The 21,472-nt window shown below is 73.9% G+C and carries 25 protein-coding genes; 20 read left to right on the forward strand and 5 right to left on the reverse strand.

The genetic code is table 11. The annotated features are described in order from the left end of the window. Positions 1–202: 202 nt before the first annotated feature. On the reverse strand, positions 203–1,195 hold the full coding sequence (locus J116_RS21575; RefSeq protein ID WP_023589159.1) for a hypothetical protein: 993 nt from the start codon (positions 1,193–1,195) through the stop codon (positions 203–205). A gap of 177 nt (positions 1,196–1,372) precedes the next feature. After that, positions 1,373–3,025: a hypothetical protein gene (locus J116_RS21580; protein ID WP_023589160.1), complete on the reverse strand. Its 1,653-nt coding sequence runs from the start codon at positions 3,023–3,025 to the stop codon at positions 1,373–1,375. Positions 3,026–3,184: 159 nt separating this feature from the next. Between J116_RS21580 and hisD the strand changes: the two genes are divergently transcribed. From hisD to hisF, 8 genes are read left to right on the forward strand one after another with little or no spacing between them, the layout of a single operon-like run. Further along, on the forward strand, positions 3,185–4,507 hold the full coding sequence (hisD, locus tag J116_RS21585; protein WP_023589161.1) for a histidinol dehydrogenase: 1,323 nt from the start codon (positions 3,185–3,187) through the stop codon (positions 4,505–4,507). After that, positions 4,504–5,616, forward strand: a complete 1,113-nt coding sequence (locus tag J116_RS21590) for a histidinol-phosphate transaminase (protein WP_023589162.1) — start codon at positions 4,504–4,506, stop codon at positions 5,614–5,616. The genes hisD and J116_RS21590 overlap by 4 nt, the downstream gene beginning before the upstream one ends. Further along, positions 5,613–6,206 carry an imidazoleglycerol-phosphate dehydratase HisB gene (gene hisB / locus J116_RS21595; RefSeq protein WP_023589163.1) on the forward strand — a complete coding sequence of 198 codons (594 nt, stop codon included), beginning with the start codon at positions 5,613–5,615 and terminating at the stop codon, positions 6,204–6,206. The genes J116_RS21590 and hisB overlap by 4 nt, the downstream gene beginning before the upstream one ends. Continuing rightward, positions 6,203–6,370: a hypothetical protein gene (locus J116_RS30180; protein ID WP_023589164.1), complete on the forward strand. Its 168-nt coding sequence runs from the start codon at positions 6,203–6,205 to the stop codon at positions 6,368–6,370. The genes hisB and J116_RS30180 overlap by 4 nt, the downstream gene beginning before the upstream one ends. A gap of 5 nt (positions 6,371–6,375) precedes the next feature. After that, positions 6,376–7,017: an imidazole glycerol phosphate synthase subunit HisH gene (gene hisH, locus J116_RS21600; protein WP_028964374.1), complete on the forward strand. Its 642-nt coding sequence runs from the start codon at positions 6,376–6,378 to the stop codon at positions 7,015–7,017. Between the two features lie 42 nt (positions 7,018–7,059). After that, the gene (gene priA, locus J116_RS21605; protein ID WP_023589166.1) at positions 7,060–7,785 is read left to right on the forward strand and encodes a bifunctional 1-(5-phosphoribosyl)-5-((5-phosphoribosylamino)methylideneamino)imidazole-4-carboxamide isomerase/phosphoribosylanthranilate isomerase PriA; all 726 of its coding nucleotides are present in this window, start codon (positions 7,060–7,062) and stop codon (positions 7,783–7,785) included. Continuing rightward, positions 7,782–8,189, forward strand: a complete 408-nt coding sequence (locus tag J116_RS21610; protein WP_023589167.1) for a RidA family protein — start codon at positions 7,782–7,784, stop codon at positions 8,187–8,189. Before priA ends, J116_RS21610 begins: the two co-directional genes overlap by 4 nt. Continuing rightward, positions 8,186–8,956 (forward strand): imidazole glycerol phosphate synthase subunit HisF, encoded by a 771-nt coding sequence (gene hisF / locus J116_RS21615; RefSeq protein ID WP_023589168.1) that lies wholly within the window; start codon positions 8,186–8,188, stop codon positions 8,954–8,956. Before J116_RS21610 ends, hisF begins: the two co-directional genes overlap by 4 nt. 156 nt (positions 8,957–9,112) lie before the next feature. On the opposite strand, the gene J116_RS21620 is transcribed toward hisF, so the two are convergent. Both J116_RS21620 and J116_RS21625 read right to left on the reverse strand, forming a co-directional pair. Continuing rightward, positions 9,113–9,499, reverse strand: a complete 387-nt coding sequence (locus J116_RS21620) for a VOC family protein (RefSeq protein WP_023589169.1) — start codon at positions 9,497–9,499, stop codon at positions 9,113–9,115. A gap of 4 nt (positions 9,500–9,503) precedes the next feature. Beyond that, positions 9,504–10,136, reverse strand: coding sequence for a TIGR03085 family metal-binding protein (locus J116_RS21625; RefSeq protein ID WP_023589170.1), 633 nt, complete (start codon positions 10,134–10,136; stop codon positions 9,504–9,506). Positions 10,137–10,219: 83 nt separating this feature from the next. Between J116_RS21625 and hisI the strand changes: the two genes are divergently transcribed. From hisI to lgt, 11 genes are all read left to right on the forward strand, one after another. Continuing rightward, positions 10,220–10,570 (forward strand): phosphoribosyl-AMP cyclohydrolase, encoded by a 351-nt coding sequence (gene hisI / locus J116_RS21630; RefSeq protein WP_023589171.1) that lies wholly within the window; start codon positions 10,220–10,222, stop codon positions 10,568–10,570. A gap of 11 nt (positions 10,571–10,581) precedes the next feature. After that, positions 10,582–12,069 carry an anthranilate synthase component I gene (locus J116_RS21635; RefSeq protein WP_023589172.1) on the forward strand — a complete coding sequence of 496 codons (1,488 nt, stop codon included), beginning with the start codon at positions 10,582–10,584 and terminating at the stop codon, positions 12,067–12,069. A 15-nt stretch (positions 12,070–12,084) separates the two neighbouring features. Continuing rightward, on the forward strand, positions 12,085–12,744 hold the full coding sequence (locus tag J116_RS21640; protein WP_023589173.1) for a TIGR02234 family membrane protein: 660 nt from the start codon (positions 12,085–12,087) through the stop codon (positions 12,742–12,744). 127 nt (positions 12,745–12,871) lie between these two features. Beyond that, positions 12,872–13,123: an HGxxPAAW family protein gene (locus tag J116_RS21645; RefSeq protein ID WP_023589174.1), complete on the forward strand. Its 252-nt coding sequence runs from the start codon at positions 12,872–12,874 to the stop codon at positions 13,121–13,123. A gap of 205 nt (positions 13,124–13,328) precedes the next feature. After that, on the forward strand, positions 13,329–13,787 hold the full coding sequence (locus J116_RS21650; RefSeq protein WP_028964375.1) for a DUF2752 domain-containing protein: 459 nt from the start codon (positions 13,329–13,331) through the stop codon (positions 13,785–13,787). 115 nt (positions 13,788–13,902) lie between these two features. Then, positions 13,903–14,712, forward strand: a complete 810-nt coding sequence (trpC, locus tag J116_RS21655; protein WP_023589176.1) for an indole-3-glycerol phosphate synthase TrpC — start codon at positions 13,903–13,905, stop codon at positions 14,710–14,712. A gap of 9 nt (positions 14,713–14,721) precedes the next feature. Then, positions 14,722–14,955 carry a tryptophan biosynthesis modulator TrpM gene (trpM, locus tag J116_RS21660; protein WP_023589177.1) on the forward strand — a complete coding sequence of 78 codons (234 nt, stop codon included), beginning with the start codon at positions 14,722–14,724 and terminating at the stop codon, positions 14,953–14,955. A 230-nt stretch (positions 14,956–15,185) separates the two neighbouring features. Then, positions 15,186–16,472 (forward strand): tryptophan synthase subunit beta, encoded by a 1,287-nt coding sequence (trpB, locus tag J116_RS21665; protein WP_023589178.1) that lies wholly within the window; start codon positions 15,186–15,188, stop codon positions 16,470–16,472. Beyond that, the gene (gene trpA / locus J116_RS21670) at positions 16,469–17,284 is read left to right on the forward strand and encodes a tryptophan synthase subunit alpha (RefSeq protein WP_023589179.1); all 816 of its coding nucleotides are present in this window, start codon (positions 16,469–16,471) and stop codon (positions 17,282–17,284) included. Before trpB ends, trpA begins: the two co-directional genes overlap by 4 nt. A 63-nt stretch (positions 17,285–17,347) precedes the next feature. After that, complete coding sequence (locus J116_RS21675; protein WP_079147788.1) at positions 17,348–18,283, forward strand: DsbA family protein; 936 nt, start codon at positions 17,348–17,350, stop codon at positions 18,281–18,283. A 327-nt stretch (positions 18,284–18,610) separates the two neighbouring features. Next, entirely contained in the window at positions 18,611–19,573 is a 963-nt protein-coding gene (lgt, locus tag J116_RS21680; RefSeq protein WP_023589181.1) for a prolipoprotein diacylglyceryl transferase, read from the forward strand. 64 nt (positions 19,574–19,637) lie between these two features. On the opposite strand, the gene rbsK is transcribed toward lgt, so the two are convergent. Continuing rightward, positions 19,638–20,540 carry a ribokinase gene (gene rbsK / locus J116_RS21685; RefSeq protein WP_023589182.1) on the reverse strand — a complete coding sequence of 301 codons (903 nt, stop codon included), beginning with the start codon at positions 20,538–20,540 and terminating at the stop codon, positions 19,638–19,640. 174 nt (positions 20,541–20,714) lie between these two features. On the opposite strand from rbsK, the gene J116_RS21690 reads away from it, so the two are divergent. Beyond that, positions 20,715–21,443 carry a VIT1/CCC1 transporter family protein gene (locus tag J116_RS21690; protein WP_023589183.1) on the forward strand — a complete coding sequence of 243 codons (729 nt, stop codon included), beginning with the start codon at positions 20,715–20,717 and terminating at the stop codon, positions 21,441–21,443. Positions 21,444–21,472: the final 29 nt, after the last annotated feature.

Raw genomic sequence — 21,472 nt, forward strand, 5'->3', positions numbered from 1 at the left:
TAATGGCCGCCCGCCCTCGCGCGTCCGGCCGTCCGCCCACCGGGCCCGCCCGTGCCCCTCCCGGCCGCCCCGCACCCCGCTCCCCGAGGGCCGGGCGCCCCCCGGCGTCCCGCCACAGGGCGCCCCGTCACCCGACGGACCGCCCCCCGACAGCCAGGCGCCCTGCCCCCGCCGCCTCGGCCCCCCCCACGCCCGCGCCGCCTCACCGCCCCCGGCGCACCGTCGCGCGGCGTGTCAGGTCGCGGGCCTCCAGGAACCGTCCCAGCGGGTCGCCGCCCTCGCCCGCCGTGGCCGCCCAGGGGAGCGACGTGGCCCGCGCGCCGATGAGCCGGAACTGCTCCAGCGCCGCCGCCCACCGCTGCCGTGCCATCAGGACGTACGCCAGCAGGTTGCGCACCTCCGCCGGCCAGGGGTCGCCCACCGGGTAGCGCGCCGACAGCTCCACCGCCAGGTCCGCCGCCGCGTCCAGCCGCGCCACCGGCACCCCGTTCCCGCCGCCGCTCACCAGCTGCGCGTACGCGGCCCGCAGCGGCAGCGCCCGCACCAGCGAACCCGGCAGTGAGTCGAACGCGGCGGCCTCCGCGAAGTCGAAGCACTCCCGGTGCGAGCCGTACCAGCGGGCCGACAGGTACTCCAGCGCCGACACATGGCAACCGTGGTGGTGCGAGGAGCGGCGCACCGCCTGCTCCCACAGCGCCTCGAACAGCGCGCCGGGCGCCTCGCCGCCCCGCGCGTGGTCCAGCGCGATCCGCCACGGCACCGGGTCCAGCGGCGCGGCCTTCGCCGCCGCGTGGACCACGGGCTCGACCTCCCGCAGCAGTTCGGCGCGGGCGGGCGACGCCCAGGCGCGGTCCACGGCGAGCTGCGCGGCGACGAGCAGCGCGTCCGGGTCGTCGGGCGCCTCCGCCCGCCACACCGTCAGCCAGTCCTCCCGGCTGTGGGCGAACGCGGCGAGGCGCACGGCGTACTGGTCGCGGTACTCCCACTCGGCGGCGTGCCGGGTCGTGGCGAGCAGCCGGGCGGCCGGAATGTGATCCCCCAGCGCGGCGGCGACCAGCGCCGGGCCGAGCCTGTCGTCAGGTGCGTCCAGCAGCACGGAGCCGTCCGGCGGCAGCCCGTCGCGGGGCGGCTGACCTGGCCGGACCGTGCGCGCGTTGCCCAGCAGGGCGCGGAGCAGAGACATCGTGCCGACCATTGAAAACCGCAGGTCGGAGCGGCGCCAGTAGCAGTCTGTGAAGCTTTGGTAGCGGCGGGAAGGTTGTCCTGCCGAACGTCAAGAGGCGGTAAAGAAAGCGGCGGCGCGGGTACGGAAGGGGACACCCCGCACCCGCGGCGCCGCCCCGCCCGGCCGCCGCGCGGGCCGCCCCGGCCGTCAGCTCCGCCGCAGCAGCCTCGACGCGCCGGCCGCGACCGCCGTGGCCAGAATCCACCCCACGAGGATCAGCATCGTCGACAGCCACTGCCACGGCGTGGACAGCCGCCAGTACCCCTCCTGGCCCAGGTTGATCACCGGTAGCAGCAGGTCGAGCGTGTACAGCACCGCGTCCCACTGCGGGAACTCGTCCTTCTTGATGGGTGTCGGCTCGTAGAAGGAGAAGGCCAGCGCCCCCGCCGCCCACAGCACGGCCATCCACACGGCTGCCCGCCCCGGCCGGTAGCCGTACGCCACCGTCCAGTCCTGGAGGAAGCCCCACATCTTCGCGGCGAGCGGCAGCGTCTCCCGGCGCCGCCGCTGCTTGGCCAGCAGCACCTCCCGCGCGTCGGCGTCCTCACCGCAGCCGCGCAGCACGGTCGCCAGCCGCTCGTACGGCTCCGGGGCGTACTCCGGTGTCGCCGCGGCCACCCACTCCAGCCGCCGCGCCAGCGGGAAGTGCCCGTACGGCACCAGGTTCTCGTAGACGAACCCGCTGATCGCGAGGCCGCCCGGGCCCGGCCAGCTCGCCGCCTGGTCCACGAGCGTGACGACCTTCGCGCCGTTCAGCACCACCCGGCCCTCCTCCGGCCGCTCGCAGTTGAACCGCAGCTCCGGAGTGACGATCCTGCGCAGGCTCAGCTCCTCCTTGCGCGCCGACGACATCACGAACCGCGCCTGGTGCAGATCGACCGCGTCCCCGAACCGCCCGTCGTCCAGCCGCACCCCGCCCCGGCACTCGAAGGGCCGCATCCGCGTGCCCCGCATCGGCGTGTTCACATCGCCCAGCCCGTACGGCGGCGTCGCGCCCAGGTGGTCGGCCGTGCCGCCCACCGAGTCGCTCACCCACGCGCTCGTCAGATACAGCGTCCGCTCCACGCTCAGCTGCGGGGCGTTCAGCCCGCGCCGCCCCTCCGCGCCCCGCAGCCTGCTGCCGCGCAGGCTCAGCGACACCCCGACCTTCGCGCCGCGCATGCTGAACTCGCCGTACGTCTCGATCAGCTCGGCCTGGAGGTCCTGCGCCACCGACATGCCGTCCGCGACGATCGCCCGCCCGCGCCGGTCCGGCTGCACATGGATCTGGCTGATCAGCAGGTCCGTGCCGATCTGCGCGTCCGTCAGCCGCACGCCCCGCTCCACCCGGCAGCGCGGCAGGTGCAGATCGCCCTCCGTGTGCAGCCGGGCCGCCTCCAGGCGGGGTATCGCGCAGCCGACCAACCGCAGCGTCGTGAACCGGGACTCCGGCAGCACCACCTCGTCGTCGAACACGCACCCCTGCAGCTCCACGTACGGCGCGACCGTGCCGCCCGCCAGATCCAGCCGCCCCGTGATCCGCGCGCCGCGCAGCTTCAGCGCCGAGACGCGCCCGGCCAGCGCGGGCGGCCCGTCCAGCAGCAGCCGCGCCACCACCCGCGCACGGACGCACCGCTCCTGCGGCCACGCCCGCGGCGCGAACGGGTCGTCCAGCACCGGATGGCCCGACCGCAGGTCGTACCAGGCGCCGATCCGGAACGCCTGCCACATCCCCAGCTCGGCCGGGCTGAGATCACCGGGCATGTCGTCGTGAAGGTCGTCGCCCTGGAGGCCGTCGCGGTCGTCGTGCGGCTCGGTCACTGCCGCCCCCCTCGCTTCCCCTGGTCGTACGGCTGTTCTTCCCGCTGAGTGACGGACTGAACGCTAACGGTCAGGTGTGACATCCAGAGGGTGGTGTGGCGTGTATCAGCCAGTGATACGGACGGCCGGAGCCGTCGGCCCGTCTGCGAGAATTGACCTGTGATCTCACGAATCGATCTGCGAGGCGACGCCCTGCCGACCGGCGGCGCCCTGCGCGACCTGCTGCCCCGTGCCGAGTTCGACGTGGAAGCCGCCCTGGAGAAGGTGCGGCCCATCTGCGAGGCCGTGCATCATCGGGGCGACGCGGCGCTGATCGAGTTCGCCGAGCGGTTCGACGGCGTCACCCTCGACCAGGTGCGGGTTCCGGCCAGTGCGCTGACCCGCGCCCTGGACGAGCTGGACCCGGCCGTCCGCGCCGGCCTGGAGGAGTCCATCCGGCGCGCCCGGATCGTCCACCGCGAGCAGCGCCGTACGACGCACACGACCCAGGTCGTCCCCGGCGGCACGGTCACGGAGAAGTGGGTCCCCGTCGAGCGCGTCGGCCTGTACGCGCCGGGCGGCCGCTCCGTCTACCCCTCTTCCGTGATCATGAACGCCGTACCGGCGCAGGAGGCCGGGGTCGAGTCCATCGCGCTCGCCTCCCCGCCGCAGAAGGAGTTCGGGGGCCTGCCGCACCCGACGATCCTCGCCGCCTGCGCGCTCCTCGGCGTGGAGGAGGTGTACGCCGTCGGCGGCGCCCAGGCCGTCGCCATGTTCGCGTACGGCACCCAGTCCTGCGCCCCCGCCAACATGGTCACCGGCCCCGGCAACATCTGGGTCGCCGCCGCCAAGCGGTACTTCACCGGCCGCATCGGCATCGACACGGAAGCCGGGCCCACCGAGATCGCCGTCCTCGCCGACGCCACCGCCGACCCGGTGCACGTCGCCGCCGACCTGATCAGCCAGGCCGAGCACGACCCGCTCGCCGCCGCCGTCCTCGTCACCGACTCCGTCGAGCTGGCCGACGCCGTCGAGCGCGAGCTGGAGCCGCAGATCGCCGCGACCAAGCACGTGGACGACCGCATCCTGCCCGCCCTGCGCGGCAAGCAGTCCGCGATCGTCCTGGTGGACGGCGTCGAGGAGGGCCTGCGCGTGGTGGACGCGTACGGCGCCGAGCACCTGGAGATCCAGACCGCCGACGCCGCCGCCGTCGCCCAGCGCGTCCGCAACGCCGGGGCGGTCTTCGTCGGCCCCTGGTCCCCGGTCTCCCTCGGCGACTACTGCGCGGGCTCCAACCACGTCCTGCCCACCGGAGGCTGTGCCTGCCACTCCTCGGGCCTGTCCGTCCAGTCCTTCCTGCGCGGCATCCACATCGTGGACTACACGCGCGAAGCGCTCGCGGAGGTCACCCACCACGTCGTCACCCTCGCCGAGGCCGAGGACCTCCCGGCGCACGGTGCGGCGATGAAGGCCCGCTTCGACTGGAAGGTGCCGCAGCGGTGACCGACGTCCGCATCGACGACCTGCCCATCCGCGACGAGCTGCGCGGCAAGTCGCCCTACGGCGCGCCACAGCTCGACGTCCCCGTACGCCTCAACACCAACGAGAACCCGTACCCGCTGCCCGAGCCGCTCGTCGAGCGCATCGCCGAGCGCGTCCGGGAAGCCGCCCGGCACCTCAACCGCTACCCCGACCGGGACGCCGTCGAGCTGCGCACCGAGCTGGCCCGCTACCTCACCCGCACCACCGGGTACGAGGTCGGCCCGGCGCAGGTCTGGGCGGCCAACGGCTCCAACGAGGTCCTCCAGCAGCTGCTCCAGACCTTCGGCGGCCCCGGCAGGACCGCGCTCGGCTTCGAGCCGTCGTACTCCATGCACGGGCTGATCTCCCGGGGCACGGGCACCGGCTGGATCTCCGGCCCCCGCCGCGACGACTTCGGCCTCGACGTCGAGGCCGCCACGCGGGCCATCGCCGAGCACCGCCCCGACGTGGTGTTCATCACCTCCCCCAACAACCCCACCGGCACCGCCGTCGACGCCGAGACGGTCCTCGCCGTCCACGACGCCGCCCAGGCCGCCAAGCCGTCCCTGGTCGTCGTGGACGAGGCGTACGTCGAGTTCAGCCACCGCCCGTCGCTGCTCTCCCTCATCGAGGGCCGCCCGCACCTGGTGGTCTCCCGCACCATGTCCAAGGCGTTCGGCGCCGCGGGGCTCCGCCTCGGCTACCTCGCCGCCCACCCGGCCGTCGTGGACGCCGTCCAGCTGGTCCGCCTCCCGTACCACCTGTCCGCCGTCACCCAGGCCACCGCGCTCGCCGCGCTCGAACACACCGATACGCTGCTGGGGTACGTCGAACACCTCAAGGCCGAACGGGACCGGCTCGTCACCGAGCTGCGCGCCATCGGCTACGAGGTCACCGACTCCGACGCCAACTTCGTCCAGTTCGGACACTTCGAGGACGCCCACGCCATGTGGCGCGCCATCCTCGACCACGGCGTCCTGGTCCGCGACAACGGCGTACCGGGCCGGCTGCGGGTCACCGCGGGCACCCCACAGGAGAACGACGCGTTCCTGGACGCGGTTCGCGCCATTCGGAAGGAGCAGAGCTCATGAGCCGCGTAGGACGGGTCGAGCGCACCACCAAGGAAACGTCCGTCGTCGTCGAGATCGACCTCGACGGCACCGGGAAGGTCGACGTCTCCACCGGCGTCGGCTTCTACGACCACATGCTCGACCAGCTCGGCCGCCACGGGCTGTTCGACCTCACGGTCAAGACCGACGGCGACCTGCACATCGACTCGCACCACACGATCGAGGACACCGCCCTCGCGCTGGGCGCCGCCTTCAAGCAGGCCCTCGGCGACAAGGTCGGCATCTACCGGTTCGGCAACTGCACGGTCCCGCTCGACGAGTCCCTCGCCCAGGTCACCGTCGACCTCTCCGGCCGCCCGTACCTGGTGCACACCGAGCCGGAGAACATGGCGCCGATGATCGGCGCGTACGACACGACGATGACCCGGCACATCCTGGAGTCGTTCGTCGCGCAGGCCCAGATCGCGCTGCACGTCCACGTCCCGTACGGGCGCAACGCCCACCACATCGTGGAGTGCCAGTTCAAGGCCCTCGCCCGCGCACTGCGCTACGCCTCGGAACGCGACCCGCGCGCCGCGGGCATCCTGCCGTCCACGAAGGGTGCCCTGTGACCGGGCTTTCGACCGTCCTGATCGTCGTCGGCCTGTTCCTGGCCGGCGGCGTGTACTCCTTCACCCGGCAGAAGATGCCCAAGGGCGTCATCGTCCTGCTGGCCGTCGCCTCCGGGATGTGCCTCCTCGCCGGCGTCCTGAGGATTCAGGGAATCTGGGAATGACCCTCATGAACACCACGAAGAAGGTCGTCGTCCTCGACTACGGCTTCGGCAACGTCCGCTCAGCCGAACGCGCCCTCGCGCGCGTGGGCGCCGACGTCGAGATCACCGGCGACTACGACAAGGCCATGAACGCCGACGGGCTCCTCGTCCCCGGCGTCGGCGCCTTCTCCGCCTGCATGGCCGGTCTGAAGGCCGCCCGCGGCGACTGGATCGTCGGCCGCCGGCTGTCCGGCGGGCGCCCCGTCATGGGCATCTGCGTCGGCATGCAGATCCTGTTCGAGCGGGGCGTCGAGCACGGTGTCGAGACCGAGGGTCTGGACGAGTGGCCCGGCACGGTCGGCCCGCTGAAGGCACCCGTCATCCCCCACATGGGCTGGAACACGGTCGAGGCGCCCGAGGACAGCGAGCTGTTCGCCGGGACCGACCCGGACGAGCGGTTCTACTTCGTCCACTCGTACGCCGTCACCGACTGGTCCTTCGAGACCGCCAACCCCGCGCTGCGCGCCCCCAAGGTCACCTGGTCCACGCACGGCGAGCGGTTCGTCGCCGCCGTCGAGAACGGCGCCCTGTGGGCGACCCAGTTCCACCCGGAGAAGTCCGGCGACGCCGGGGCCCAGCTGCTGACCAACTGGCTCAAGACCTTCTGACCGCCCTCCTCCCCATCCCGCTGAGAGGCCAGGACCCCTGAGATGACCACGCTCGAACTCCTCCCCGCCGTCGACGTCAGGGACGGCCAGGCCGTCCGCCTCGTCCATGGCGAGTCCGGCACGGAGACGTCCTACGGCTCCCCGCTGGAGGCGGCCCTGGCCTGGCAGCGCGCGGGCGCCGAGTGGCTCCACCTCGTGGACCTCGACGCCGCGTTCGGCACCGGCGACAACCGTGAACTGATCGCCGAGGTCACCGGCGCCATGGACATCAAGGTCGAGCTGTCCGGCGGCATCCGCGACGACGCCTCCCTCGCGGCCGCCCTCGCCACCGGCTGCACCCGCGTCAACCTCGGCACCGCCGCCCTGGAGACCCCCGAGTGGGTCGCCAAGGTCATCGCCGAGCACGGCGACAAGATCGCCGTCGGCCTCGACGTGCGCGGCACCACCCTGCGCGGCCGCGGCTGGACCCGCGACGGCGGCGACCTGTACGAGACGCTGGAGCGCCTCAACAAGGAGGGCTGCGCCCGGTACGTCGTCACCGACATCGCCAAGGACGGCACCCTCCAGGGCCCCAACCTGGAGCTGCTGAGGAACGTGTGCGCCGTCACCGACCGCCCGGTGGTCGCCTCCGGCGGCGTGTCCTCCCTGGCCGACCTGCGGGCCATCGCCGAGCTGGTCCCGCTGGGCGTCGAGGGCGCCATCGTCGGCAAGGCCCTGTACGCCAAGGCCTTCACCCTCGAGGAGGCCCTCGCGGCGGTGGCCGGATGACCGGCACCGTACGCAAGGTCGTCACGGGCGCGCCCTGGGAGGAGCAGTTCGGCTACTCCCGCGCGGTGGAGCTGCCCGGCGGCCTGGTCCTCGTCTCCGGCTGCACGTCCGTCGTGGACGGCGCCGTCGTGGACGGAGGGCCGTACGAGCAGACCGTCAACGCCTTCAACGTGGCGTTCGACGCGCTCGGGCAGCTCGGCCTCGGCCCCGCGGACGTGGTCCGCACCCGTATGTACATCACCCACGCGCGGGACGTGGAGGAGGTCGGCCGCGCCCACAAGGAGCTGTTCGACGCCGTCCGCCCCGCCGCGTCGATGCTCATCGTCTCCGGCCTCGTGGACTCCCGGCTCGTCGTGGAGGTCGAGGTCGAGGCGTACCGCGTGAACGGAGGTGCCGCGTCATGAGCCTCGCGGTACGTGTCATCCCCTGCCTGGACGTGGACAACGGCCGCGTCGTCAAGGGCGTCAACTTCCAGAACCTGCGCGACGCGGGCGACCCCGTCGAGATGGCCAAGCTGTACGACGCGGAGGGCGCCGACGAGCTGACGTTCCTCGACATCACCGCGTCGTCCGGCGACCGGGAGACCACCTACGACGTGGTGCGGCGCACCGCCGAGCAGGTGTTCATCCCGCTCACCGTCGGCGGCGGCGTCCGCAGCGCCGAGGACGTGGACCGGCTGCTGCGCGCGGGCGCGGACAAGGTCGGCGTCAACACGGCGGCGATCGCCAGGCCCGAGCTGATCCGGGAGATCGCCGAGCGGTTCGGCAGCCAGGTCCTCGTGCTGTCCGTGGACGCCCGGCGCTGCCCGGAGGGCACCAGCACCCCCTCCGGGTTCGAGGTCACCACGCACGGCGGGCGCCGGGGCACCGGGATCGACGCCGTCGAGTGGGCGCACCGGGCCGCGGAGCTGGGCGCGGGGGAGATCCTGCTGAACTCCATGGACGCCGACGGCACCAAGGACGGCTACGACACGACGATGATCGCGGCGGTGCGCGCGCACGTCTCCGTCCCCGTGATCGCCTCCGGCGGCGCGGGCAAGCTGGACCACTTCCCGCCCGCGATCGACGCGGGCGCGGACGCGGTGCTGGCCGCCTCCGTGTTCCACTTCGGCGACCTGCGGATCGGCGAGGTCAAGGCCACCCTCCGCGAGGCCGGCCACCCCGTCCGCTGAGCCGCGGGGCCCGTGCGCCTGAGCGGCCGGGCCCCGTGCGCCGAGCCGCGAGGGCCCCGGGAACCGCGGGCGCCGGGCCGCCGGGGACGCGAGCCACCGGCCCGCCCGCCGCCCGTACCCGCTCCTTCGCGGCCGTACGAGTGGCGGGCGCGGCCGTCAGCCCAGCGGCTGGGCCAGCTGGATCAGGTTGCCCACCGTGTCGTCCAGGACGGCCGTCAGCACGGGCCCCTGCTCCTCGGGCTCCTGCGTGAAGACCACGCCCCGCCCGCGCAGCCGCTCGTACTCCGCCCGCAGGTCGTCCACGCCGAAGACGACGCACGGCAGCCCCGCCTCCCGCAGCGCCTTCGTGTACTGGCGGGCGATCGGGCTGTCGCCCGGCTCCAGCAGCAGCTCCACGTCCTGGCCCGGCGCGCCCACCGTGATGAACAGCGCCCCGCCCAGATCGATGTGGGTACGGGTCTCGAAGCCCAGGACGTCCGTGTAGAAGGCGTGCGCCTTCTCCTCGTCGTCCACGTACACATTGGTCATCGCGATCCTGATCACGGGCTCAGACTCCCAGCCCCGCCGCGAGGACGCGGGCGACCGCCTCCTTGTCGCCGTCCAGCTCCACCCGGGCGGCCCCCTGCCGCCCGTACAGGAACAGCGTCAGCTCACCGGGCTCCCCGGTCACCGTCACCACCGGCGTGCCCCGGCGCGCCACGGCCGTCCGCCCGTCCGGGCGCCGTACGACCAGGCCGACGGGGGAGCGGCGGCCCACCAGCCGGGCCAGCTTCTCCAGCCGCGACCACAGCGCGTCCGCGAACACCGGGTCCGGCTCGCGCGGCGTCCAGTCCGCCTGCGCCCGCCGCACGTCCTCGGCGTGGACGTAGAACTCGACCGTGTTCGCCCCCTCGTCCACCTGCTTCAGCGAGAACGGCGACATCCTCGGCGGCCCCGACCGGATCAGCTGCACCAGCTCCTCGTACGGCTTCGCCGCGAATTCCGCCTGGACCCGCTCCAGCCGGTCCCGCAGCGGCCCCAGCAGCACGCCCGCCGCCGCGTCGGGCCTGCGCTCCCGCACCACCAGGTGGGCGGCAAGGTCGCGGGTGGTCCAGCCGTCGCAGAGGGTCGGCGCCTCGGGGCCCGCCGCCTCCAACAGATCGGCCAGGAGCAGTCGTTCACGCTTGGCATGGGTGGACATGCCCGCCAGCGTACGGGGGCCCGCGCCGGTCCGCCCAGTGGACACGGCCCTGAGCTCCCCGCGCCGCGCGGCACAATGGCGTCATGAGCAGCAACCTCGACCCGGCCATCGCCGCCCGTCTCAAGCGCAGCCCCGACGGGCTGGTCCCGGCCATCGCCCAGCAGTACGACACCGGCGAGGTGCTGATGCTCGGCTGGATGGACGACGAGGCCCTGCACCGCACCCTCACCACCGGCCGCTGCACCTACTGGTCGCGCAGCCGCCGCGAGTACTGGGTCAAGGGCGACACCTCCGGGCACGTCCAGCACGTCAAGTCCGTCGCCCTCGACTGCGACGCCGACACGCTGCTCGTCAAGGTGGACCAGGTCGGCGCCGCCTGCCACACCGGCGCCCGCACCTGCTTCGACGCCGACGTGCTGCCCCTCGGCGAGTAGGGTCGGGCGCCATGGACCTCGACACCTTCCGCAAGCTGGCGGCCGACCGCCGAGTGATCCCCGTGAGCCGCCGCCTCCTCGCGGACGGCGACACCCCCGTGGGCCTCTACCGGAAGCTGGCCGCCGAACGTCCCGGCACCTTCCTCCTGGAGTCCGCCGAGAACGGACGCTCCTGGTCCCGGTACTCCTTCATCGGCGTCCGCAGCGCCGCCACCCTGACCGTACGGGACGGGCAGGCGCACTGGCTGGGCACGCCGCCCGTCGGCGTCCCCACCGACGGCGACCCCCTGGAGGCCCTCCGCGCCACCGTGGAGGCCCTGCACACCCCAAGAGACCTCGCCTCCGGGATGCCGCCCTTCACCGGCGGCATGGTCGGCTACCTCGGCTACGACATCGTGCGCCGCCTGGAGCGCATCGGCGACCACGGTGCGGACGAGCTGGGCCTGCCCGAGCTGACCATGCTGCTCACCTCCGACCTGGCCGTCCTCGACCACTGGGACGGCACGGTCCTGCTGATCGCCAACGCCATCAACCACAACGACCTCGACACGGGCGTGGACGAGGCGTACGCGGACGCCGTCGCCCGCCTCGACGCGATGCAGGCCGACCTCGCCGGGCCCGCCGACTCCGGGCCCGCCGTCCTGCCGCCGTCCGAGCTGCCCGAGTACACCGCCCGCTGGGGCGGCCAGGCGTACCAGGAGGCCGTCGAGGACATCAAGGAGCGAATCCGCGCGGGCGAGGCCTTCCAGGTCGTCCCCTCGCAGCGCTTCGAGACCCCCTGCACGGCCAGCGCCCTGGACGTCTACCGGGTCCTGCGCGCCACCAACCCGTCCCCGTACATGTACCTGCTCCGCCTCGACGGGTTCGACGTCGTCGGCTCCAGCCCGGAGGCGCTGGTCAAGGTCGAGGCCGGGCACGCCATGGTGCACCCCATCGCCGGGACCCGCCCGCGCGGCGCCACCCCGCAGGAGGACCAGGCCCTCGCCGACGAGCTGATCGCCGACCCCAAGGAGCGCGCCGAGCACCTCATGCTGGTGGACCTCGGCCGCAACGACCTGGGCCGGGTCTGCGAGCCGGGATCCGTCGAGGTGGTCGACTTCATGTCCATCGAGCGCTACTCGCACGTCATGCACATCGTGTCCACGGTGACCGGCCGGGTCGCCCGGGGCCGTACCGCCTTCGACGTGCTGACCGCCTGCTTCCCCGCCGGGACGCTCTCCGGGGCGCCCAAGCCGCGCGCCATGCAGATCATCGAGGAGCTGGAGCCCAGCCGCCGCGGCCTGTACGGCGGCGCCGTCGGCTACCTGGACTTCGCGGGCGACTCGGACACGGCCATCGCCATCCGCACGGCCCTGCTGCGCGACGGCACGGCGTACGTCCAGGCGGGCGCCGGAGTCGTCGCGGACTCCGACCCGGTCGCCGAGGACACCGAGTGCCGCAACAAGGCGGCGGCGGTGCTCCGCGCCGTCCACACCGCCAACCGGATGAACCGCGTCTGAGACGCATGGGGGATAGTGGGGTACGTGAGTGCCGCATCCGTACCCCAGCCCCGCGCCACCGGCCAGGGCGAGGCGGTGACCGCCCGGAGCGGCCGCCGCAGCCTCGCCGCGGCCCTGCTCCTCGGCGCGCTCGGAGCCGCCGTCGTCCTGCTCGCCTCCGGCCGCACCTGGACCGAGGGCCGCGTCACCGGCGTCGGCGGCACGGTCACGCTGGAGGCCGCGGGCGGTGACGTCACCGGCGCCCCCACGGGCCTGGCGGTCGTCGCCCTCGCCGCCCTCGTCGCCGTTCTCGCCGCCCGGGGCCCCGGCCGACGGGTCGTCGCCCTGCTGCTCGCGCTCAGCGGCGCCGGGGCCGCCGCCGCCGCGCTCATCGGCGCCCACGACAGCGCCGCCCTCGACGCGCGGGCCGCGCTCACCACCGGCGACACGGCCGCGCGCGCCGTCGGCCTCACCCAGACGGCCTGGCCGTACGTGACGGCCGCCGCCGCCCTGCTGATCCTCGCCGCCGGGCTCCTCGCCCTGCGGTACGGCAACACCTGGCCCGCCATGTCCGGCCGGTACGAACGCGACGGCGGTCCCCGCGCGCGTACCGCCCGCCGCGCCCACGACCCCGACCGGCCCGAGGAGCTGTGGAAGGCCCTGGACCGGGGCGAGGACCCCACGGACGGCACCTGACCGGGACCTTCCGACGCGCGCGGCGCACCCCCGGATCACCCGGCACGCGCGCGTACGGGACAATGACCGTGAGCGTCCGCACTCGGCGGGGCCTCACCACAGAGCAACATTCAACGAGGAGCAACTCATGGCGGGCAGCGCCCACGGACACACCCCGGCCGCCTGGACCGGTGTCACCATCTCCTTCATCGGCTTCTGCGTCGCCGGTGTCTTCATGGTGGCGGCCAACCCGCTCGGCTTCTGGGCCGGAATGGCCGTCGTCGTCCTCGGCGGTGTCGTCGGTGCCGCGATGAAGGCGGCGGGCATGGGCCAGCCGAAGGAGTCGCGTGAGCAGCACGAGGCACGTGCCGCCGCGGGCCGCGCGCAGGCCACCTCCTGACGCCCGTACGGCGCTGACCCCCGGTCAGACACGAGGCGCGGTCCGGTCCTGCCGGGCTGCGCCTTTCCGTATGAGCGGTGACAATCGGCGGGTGGACACCACGACACCGCCCCCCGCACACCCCGAGCCCCTCGGCGACGCCGCGCACCCGGCGCACCCGGCGCATGCCGCGCCCGCCGCCGAGGCCACGCACCCGGCGCACGCCGTGCCTCCCGGGCACGCCGCCCGCGCGCCGTACGCGCCCCCGGGGCCGCCGCCCCCGCCGCTTCCGCTTCACCGGCGGCTCCTCGCGCCGCTGGGCACCCTCGCCGGTGTCGCCGCGGCCTTCGCGTACGTCGGCGCCGTCGATCCGAACGAGCCCGGCCACTACCCCGCCTGCCCGCTGCTGCGCTACACGGGCCTGTACTGCCCGGGCTGCGGCGGACTGCGCAGCGCCCACGCCTTCGTCCACGGCGACCTCCCGGCCGCGCTCGGCGCCAACGCCATGGCGGTCGCCGGATACGCCGCCTTCGCCGTGTTCTTGGTGTATTGGCTGGTCAGGGCGGTGCGCGGGCTGCCCGTACGGCTCAATCCCCGCCCGTTGACGCTCTGGGTGCTCGGCGGGGTCTGGGCCGTCTTCGTCATCGTGCGGAACCTGCCCTTCGGCTCCGCGCTCGTCCCCTGAAGGCCCAGGTCAGAGCCGGGTCGTCAACCGGATGCGGACGATGTCCCCACCTCCGGATACCATCGAGGGTGTCTGGCTTGATCAAACATCACCCTCCCGAAAGGGGGCCTCTCGCGTGAGTGTGCTCGACGAGATCATCGACGGCGTGCGCGCCGACCTCGCAGAGCGACAGGCGCGGGTCTCCCTCGACGAGCTCAAGGAGCGGGCCGCCAAGGCCCCCCAGGCCCGCGACGGCGCCGCCGCCCTGCGTGGCGAGGGCGTCAAGGTGATCTGCGAAGTCAAGCGTTCCAGCCCGTCCAAGGGCGCCCTGGCCGCCATCGCCGACCCCGCGGGACTCGCCGCCGACTACGAGGCGGGCGGCGCGGCCGTGATCTCCGTCCTCACCGAGCAGCGGCGCTTCGGCGGCTCCCTCGCCGACCTGGAGGCCGTCCGCGCGCGCGTGGACGTGCCGGTCCTGCGCAAGGACTTCATCGTCACCGCGTACCAGCTGTGGGAGGCCCGGGCGTACGGCGCGGACGTCGCCCTGCTGATCGTCGCCGCCCTGGACCAGCCCGCGCTGGTCTCGCTGATCGAGCGCGCCGAGTCCATCGGGCTCACCCCGCTCGTCGAGGTCCACGACGAGGAGGAGGTCTCCCGGGCCGTGGACGCGGGCGCCCGCGTCATCGGCGTCAACGCCCGGAACCTGAAGACCCTCAAGGTGGACCGCTCCACGTTCGAGCGCGTCGCCCCGGAGATCCCGTCCCACATCGTCAAGGTCGCCGAGTCCGGCATCCGCGGCCCGCACGACCTGATCGCCTACGCCAACGCGGGCGCCGACGCGGTGCTCGTCGGCGAGTCGCTGGTGACCGGCCGCGACCCGAAGGCCGCCGTGGCCGACCTCGTCGCCGCCGGTGCGCACCCGGCGCTGCGGCACGGGCGGGACTGAGCGCCCGCCGTGCCCGCGCCCGTCACCCCCGTCACCCCGGTCGTGGCCAGGCCCCGCGCGGCCGTGGCCACGCCCCCGGAGGCGTACGCCCGGCTCGCCCGCGGCTGCCGCCCCCGGGGCTGCCGCGCGCCCGCGCGGCGGGTGCACGGGCGGCGGGTGCGGTACGTGATCGGCTCGGAGCCCGGCCAGGTCAACGGCATGCGATGGCGCCCCCCGCGGGGTGCGGGGAACACGGCCACGTGACGTGACCCGTCGCGTCCGGCCACCGGCCGACCGACGGTCCGGTCACGACCGACGGTCCTGACCGACCGGCGGTTCGGTCCGGATCGACGGTCCCGGCCGCGTGTCGGTCTCGACCGGCTGACGGTCGTGGCCCGTCGTCCGGCCGGACAGAAGGCTCCCGTCGGTCCGGCGGTCCCCGCTCCCCCCACGGCGTCGGTGTCCACCCACACTCACCGTGAGGTCATTTCCGCATGTCCAGCGAGTTCTTCGTTCCCGACCCCGAGGGTCGCGTTCCCAACGCCGAGGGCTACTTCGGCGCGTTCGGCGGCAAGTTCATCCCGGAGGCGCTCGTCGCCGCCGTGGACGAGGTCGCCGCCGAGTACGACAAGGCCAAGGCCGACCTCGAGTTCGCCCGCGAGCTCGACGACCTGCTCGTCCACTACACCGGCCGCCCGAGCGCCCTCACCGAGGTGCCCCGGTTCGCCGAGCACGCCGGTGGCGCCCGGGTCTTCCTCAAGCGCGAGGACCTGAACCACACCGGCTCCCACAAGATCAACAACGTGCTGGGCCAGGCCCTGCTCACCCGGCGCATGGGCAAGACCCGCGTCATCGCCGAGACCGGCGCGGGCCAGCACGGCGTCGCCACCGCGACCGCCTGCGCGCTGTTCGGCCTCGACTGCACCATCTACATGGGGGAGATCGACACCCGGCGGCAGGCGCTCAACGTGGCCCGCATGCGGATGCTCGGCGCCGAGGTCATCGCCGTGAAGTCCGGCAGCCGCACCCTGAAGGACGCCATCAACGAGGCGTTCCGCGACTGGGTCGCCAACGTGGACCACACCCACTACCTCTTCGGCACGGTCGCGGGCCCCCACCCGTTCCCCGCGATGGTCCGCGACTTCCACCGGGTCATCGGCGTCGAGGCGCGCCGCCAGATCCTTGAGCGCGCGGGGCGGCTGCCCGACGCGGCCGTGGCCTGCGTCGGCGGCGGTTCCAACGCCATCGGCCTGTTCCACGCGTTCATCCCCGACGAGGGCGTCCGCCTCGTCGGCTGCGAACCGGCCGGCCACGGCGTGGAGACCGGCGAGCACGCGGCGACCCTGACCGCGGGCGAGCCGGGCATCCTGCACGGCTCCCGCTCGTACGTCCTCCAGGACGACGAGGGCCAGATCACCGAGCCGTACTCGATCTCCGCCGGTCTGGACTACCCGGGCATCGGGCCCGAGCACGCCTACCTCAAGGACAGCGGCCGCGGCGAGTACCGCGCGGTCACCGACGACGCCGCGATGCAGGCCCTGCGCCTGCTGTCCCGCTCCGAGGGCATCATCCCGGCCATCGAGTCCGCGCACGCCCTCGCCGGTGCCCTGGAGGTCGGCCGGGAGCTGGGCCCCGACGGGCTGATCGTCGTCAGCCTGTCCGGCCGGGGCGACAAGGACATGGACACCGCCGCCCGCTACTTCGGGCTGTACGACACGGACGCCGAGGTCGCCGCCGACGAGGCCGGCACCACCGCCGAGATCGAGGGGGACGCCAAGTGAGCGGCAACATCCGGCTGTTGAACGAGACCCTCGCCGCCGCCAGGGCCGAGGAGCGGGCCGCGCTCATCGCGTACCTCCCGGCGGGCTTCCCCACCGTGGACGGCGGTATCGAGGCGGTCAAGGCCGTACTCGACGGCGGCGCCGACATCGTGGAGGTCGGCCTCCCGCACAGCGACCCGGTCCTGGACGGCCCCGTCATCCAGACCGCCGACGACATCGCGCTGCGCGGTGGCGTGCGGATCGCCGACGTGATGCGCACGGTCCGCGAGGCGTTCGAGGCCACCGGCAAGCCGGTCCTCGTCATGACGTACTGGAACCCGATCGACCGGTACGGCGTCGAGCGGTTCACCGCCGAGCTGGCCGAGGCGGGCGGCGCCGGGTGCATCCTGCCCGACCTGCCCGTCCAGGAGTCCGCGCTGTGGCGGGAGCACGCCGAGAAGCACGGCCTGGCCACCGTGTTCGTCGTCGCGCCCAGCAGCAGGGACGAGCGGCTCGCCACGATCACCGCCGCGGGCTCCGGCTTCGTCTACGCGGCGTCCCTCATGGGCGTCACCGGCACCCGCGAGTCCGTCGGCGAGCAGGCCGCCGACCTGGTGCGCCGCACCCGCGCCACCACGGACCTGCCGGTCTGCGTGGGCCTCGGCGTGTCCAACGCCGGGCAGGCCGCCGAGGTCGCCTCCTTCGCGGACGGCGTCATCGTCGGCTCGGCCTTCGTCAAGCGGCTCCTCGACGCCGGTGACCAGGCGGCCGGAATCGCGGCCGTACGGGAACTGGCGGGCGAACTGGCCCGCGGCGTGAAGCGGGTCTCGTAACCCGTACGGGTGGATGTGGAACCGGGGAGGCGCGGACGTGCCTCCCCGGTTCGTTGCTTGGGCGTGAACGAGAAGAACAGGGCAGCAAAGCGGAGCGCGCGCGAGCGGCTCCAGATCGAACGTGAGCGTGAGCGGGCCCGCGAGAAGCGCCGCCGCCTGGTGCTGGTGACGGCGGCCGTGGTCGGCGTGCTCGGCCTCGCCGCCGTCGTGGGCGTCATCGCGGCGAACAGCGGCGGGAAGGGCGACACGTCGGGGAAGGGCCCGGTGACCGCGCCGTCCGGCGCCACCGGCGAGGACCAGCTGATCATCCCGGTCGGCGCGTCGGACGCCCCCGCCACGCTGACCGTGTGGGAGGACTTCCGCTGCCCGGCCTGCGCCATGTTCGAGAACACCTTCCGGGACACGATCCACGAGCTGGAAGCCGCCGGGCAGCTGCGGACGGAGTACCGGCTCGCTACGATCATCGACGGCAACATGGGCGGCAGCGGATCGCTCAACGCGGCGAACGCCGCGGCGTGCGCGCAGGACGCGGGGAAGTTCAGCGCGTACCACGACGTGCTGTTCGCGAACCAGCCGCAGGAGGCCGACGACGCCTTCGCCAAGGACGGGAAGCTGTTCGAGCTGGCGGCGAAGGTGCCGGGCCTCGACACACCGGCCTTCCGCTCCTGCGTCACCGAGGGCACCCACGACAGCTGGGTGAACGCGTCGAACGAGGCGTTCGGCGAGGGCGGCTTCCGGGGCACGCCGACGGTGCTGCTGAACGGCGAGTCGATCTTCCCGACGAAGGGGAACGAGCAGATCTCCCCGGCGAACCTGAAGAAGTGGGTCGCCGAGGCGAACAAGGGCAAGAAGCCCGGCACGGCCACGCCGACCGCCGGGGCGTCGGCTTCGGGGCCGGAGGCGGGGTCCGGGTCGCAGTCGCCTTCGCCGGGGAGCGGGGACACCGCCGAGTCGGACACCGGTTCCGGCCCGGGCTTCGGCGCCGACCCCGCGTACTGACGCCGCGCGACTTCCGCCAAGGGCCCGGCCGCCGCGATGCGGGTCCGCGACGGGCCGGGTGCGTCCTCGGGGCGGGGCCGCCGACGGATCGGGGCCGTACGCGAGTCGTGGCCCGACCAGGGGCGGGGCCGCCGACGGATCGGGGGCCCGCGCACGGGCCGGGCCCGCGCCCTGGTCCGGGCACGAGGTCCGGGCCGGTGGCGGGGCGGGGCAGGTGCGTGGTTCTGGGCGTCAGCGCCCGACCGGGCGGAAGTGGCCCGGCGTTATGCAGTCTTTGCCGGGCGGGTGGCCCGGTCGCGGGCCCGGCACGGTAGCGTCGGTGGTGCCATGGACCTTGCCTACATTCCCAGCCCGTCGACCGGCGTGATCAACCTCGGACCGGTTCCGCTGCGCGGCTATGCCTTCTGCATCATCATCGGTGTCTTCGTCGCCGTCTGGTACGGCAACAGGCGCTGGATCGCCCGGGGCGGCGCCGCCGGCACCGTGGCCGACATCGCCGTCTGGGCGGTCCCCTTCGGACTGGTCGGCGGCCGGCTCTACCACGTGGTCACGGACTACCAGCTGTACTTCAGCGAGGGCCGTAACTGGGTGGACGCGTTCAAGATCTGGGAGGGCGGCCTCGGCATCTGGGGCGCCATCGCGCTCGGCGCGGTGGGCGCCTGGATCGGCTGCCGCCGCCGGGGCATCCCGCTGCCCGCGTACGCCGACGCCATCGCCCCCGGCATCGCCCTCGCCCAGGCCATCGGCCGCTGGGGCAACTGGTTCAACCAGGAGCTGTACGGCCGCCCCACGGACCTGCCGTGGGCGCTGGAGATCAGCGAGGGCGTGAACCGCGAGGGCGGGCTGTACCACCCGACCTTCCTGTACGAGTCGCTGTGGTGCGTCGGTGTCGCCCTGCTGGTGATCTGGGCGGACCGCCGGTTCACGCTGGGCCACGGCCGGGCCTTCGCCCTGTACGTCGCGGCGTACTGCTCGGGACGCGCGTGGATCGAGTACATGCGCGTGGACGACGCCCACCACATCCTGGGGCTGCGGCTCAACGTGTGGACGGCGACCCTGGTGTTCCTGCTGGCCGTGACGTACATCGTGCTGTCGGCGCGCAAGCGGCCGGGCCGGGAGGCGGTCGTGGAGCCCGCGGCGGCGAAGGCGGCCGCGGGGAAGGACACCGCCGAGAACGGCGGGACGGCGGATTCCGCCGACTCGGGCGCCGCGAAGGCGGACACGGACAAGACCGACGACGAGACCGACGACAAGACGGACGCTGGGGCAAAGGCGCCGCAGAAGTCGTAGAGCCGCCCGCGCGCGGGGAGCGGCCGCCGGGACCTTCGGGGTCCGGGCGGCCGCTCCGCCGTTCTCAGAACGCGTCGATCTCCGCGCGGTACGGCATCGAGGACGACGCCCCGGCCCGCCCCACCGACAGGGCGGCCGCCGCCGACGCCCACGCCAGCGCGTCCGGCACGGCCCTGCCCTCCCCGAGGGCCACCGCCAGCGCCCCCGTGAAGGTGTCCCCGGCCGCCGTCGTGTCCACCGCCCGCACCCGCCGGGCCGGCACGGTCACCGGGCGGGCGCCCCGCGCCACGTACAGGGAGCCGGCCGCGCCCAGCGTCACGACCACCTCCGGCACGTCCCGCAGCAGCTCCTCGGCGGCGGCGCGCGGGTCGGCGACGCCCGCCAGGCCGCTCGCCTCGTGCTCGTTGGGCACCAGCACGTCGATCAGGGCGAGCAGCTCGTGCGGCAGCGGCTGCGCGGGGGAGGGCGTCAGCACCGTGCGGACGCCGTGGCGGCGAGCGGCCTCCGCCCCGGCCAGGACCGCGTCGAGCGGCAGCTCCAGCTGGAGCAGCAGCGCGTCCGACGCCGCGATGCGCGCCTCGTCCTCCGGGGTGACGCCGGTGACCGAGGCGTTGGCGCCGGGTACGACGACGATGGCGTTGGCACCGTCGTCGTCCACCACGATGTGGGCGGTGCCGGACGGGCCGTCGGCCGTGCGCACGAGACTCGTGTCGACGCCGGAGTCCGCGAGGGCGGCGCGCAGCCGGGGGCCGAAGTCGTCGGAGCCCACGGCGCCGATCATCGACACGTGGGCGCCCGCCCGGGCCGCGGCGACGGCCTGGTTGGCGCCCTTGCCGCCGGGGACCGTGCGGAAGTCGTGTCCCGTGACGGTCTCGCCGAGCCGGGGCGCCCGGGGGACATAGGCGACGAGGTCCATGTTGGTGCTGCCGAGCACCGTGATGCGGGGAGGGGTCCGAGTGCGCGTCATGCCGGAATTCTCCCCCCGCGCGGGGCCGCCGTCCCTCGTTACGTGTCCCCGGGCGGTGGTGTGGTGACCCTTACTAAGTAAAGCCTGCCTTGCTGGCACACCCCTTACATCGAGCGTACTTTCGATGGTGATCGGAACAGCGCGGGGCCGTCCGCGTGGAGCAAGGGGAGAGCTGTGTCCATCATCGAGACCGAGGCCGCACTGCACGTCGCCCACCGCGACAACCACACGCACCGCGATGTGAACGGCGGCTGGCTGCGCCCGGCGGTGTTCGGGGCGATGGACGGGCTGGTGTCCAACCTGGCGCTGATGACCGGTGTGGCGGGCGGCGCGGTGTCGCAGCAGACCATCGTGATCACCGGACTCGCGGGCCTCGCGGCGGGTGCGTTCTCGATGGCGGCCGGGGAGTACACGTCCGTCGCCTCGCAGCGGGAGCTGGTCGAGGCGGAGCTGGACATCGAGCGCCGGGAGCTGCGCAAGCACCCGGTGGACGAGATGGAGGAGCTGGCCGCGCTGTACGTGGCGCGCGGCGTCGAGCCCCGGCTCGCCCGCGAGGTGGCCATGCAGCTGTCCCGCGACCCGGAGCAGGCGCTGGAGATCCACGCCCGCGAGGAGCTGGGCATCGACCCGGACGACCTGCCGTCGCCGCTGGTCGCCGCCGCCTCGTCGTTCGGCTCGTTCGCGCTCGGCGCGCTGCTGCCCGTCCTGCCGTACCTGCTGGGCGCGACCGCGCTGTGGCCCGCGGTCCTGCTGGCGCTGGCCGGGCTGTTCGCCTGCGGGGCGCTCGTGGCGCGGGTGACGGCGCGCAGCTGGTGGTACAGCGGTCTGCGGCAGCTCGCGCTCGGTGGTGCGGCGGCGGCCGTGACGTACGCCCTGGGCAGCGCCTTCGGGACGATGCTCTGACGCGGCGGCGGTACGGAGGCGCTCGCGGT

Origin of the sequence: Streptomyces thermolilacinus SPC6 (assembly GCF_000478605.2) — a bacterium.
GTDB lineage: Bacteria > Actinomycetota > Actinomycetes > Streptomycetales > Streptomycetaceae > Streptomyces > Streptomyces thermolilacinus.

Coding starts and splice junctions, on each gene's coding strand:
- J116_RS21645 (WP_023589174.1), top strand. CDS start 12,872: ATGGCGGGCAGCGCCCACGGACACACCCCGGCCGCCTGGACCGGTGTC.
- priA (WP_023589166.1), top strand. CDS start 7,060: ATGACCACGCTCGAACTCCTCCCCGCCGTCGACGTCAGGGACGGCCAG.
- hisB (WP_023589163.1), top strand. CDS start 5,613: ATGAGCCGCGTAGGACGGGTCGAGCGCACCACCAAGGAAACGTCCGTC.
- rbsK (WP_023589182.1), bottom strand. CDS start 20,540: ATGACGCGCACTCGGACCCCTCCCCGCATCACGGTGCTCGGCAGCACC.
- hisI (WP_023589171.1), top strand. CDS start 10,220: ATGAGCAGCAACCTCGACCCGGCCATCGCCGCCCGTCTCAAGCGCAGC.
- lgt (WP_023589181.1), top strand. CDS start 18,611: ATGGACCTTGCCTACATTCCCAGCCCGTCGACCGGCGTGATCAACCTC.
- hisH (WP_028964374.1), top strand. CDS start 6,376: ATGAACACCACGAAGAAGGTCGTCGTCCTCGACTACGGCTTCGGCAAC.
- J116_RS21635 (WP_023589172.1), top strand. CDS start 10,582: ATGGACCTCGACACCTTCCGCAAGCTGGCGGCCGACCGCCGAGTGATC.
- J116_RS21625 (WP_023589170.1), bottom strand. CDS start 10,136: ATGTCCACCCATGCCAAGCGTGAACGACTGCTCCTGGCCGATCTGTTG.
- trpB (WP_023589178.1), top strand. CDS start 15,186: ATGTCCAGCGAGTTCTTCGTTCCCGACCCCGAGGGTCGCGTTCCCAAC.
- hisF (WP_023589168.1), top strand. CDS start 8,186: ATGAGCCTCGCGGTACGTGTCATCCCCTGCCTGGACGTGGACAACGGC.
- J116_RS21575 (WP_023589159.1), bottom strand. CDS start 1,195: ATGGTCGGCACGATGTCTCTGCTCCGCGCCCTGCTGGGCAACGCGCGC.
- J116_RS21610 (WP_023589167.1), top strand. CDS start 7,782: ATGACCGGCACCGTACGCAAGGTCGTCACGGGCGCGCCCTGGGAGGAG.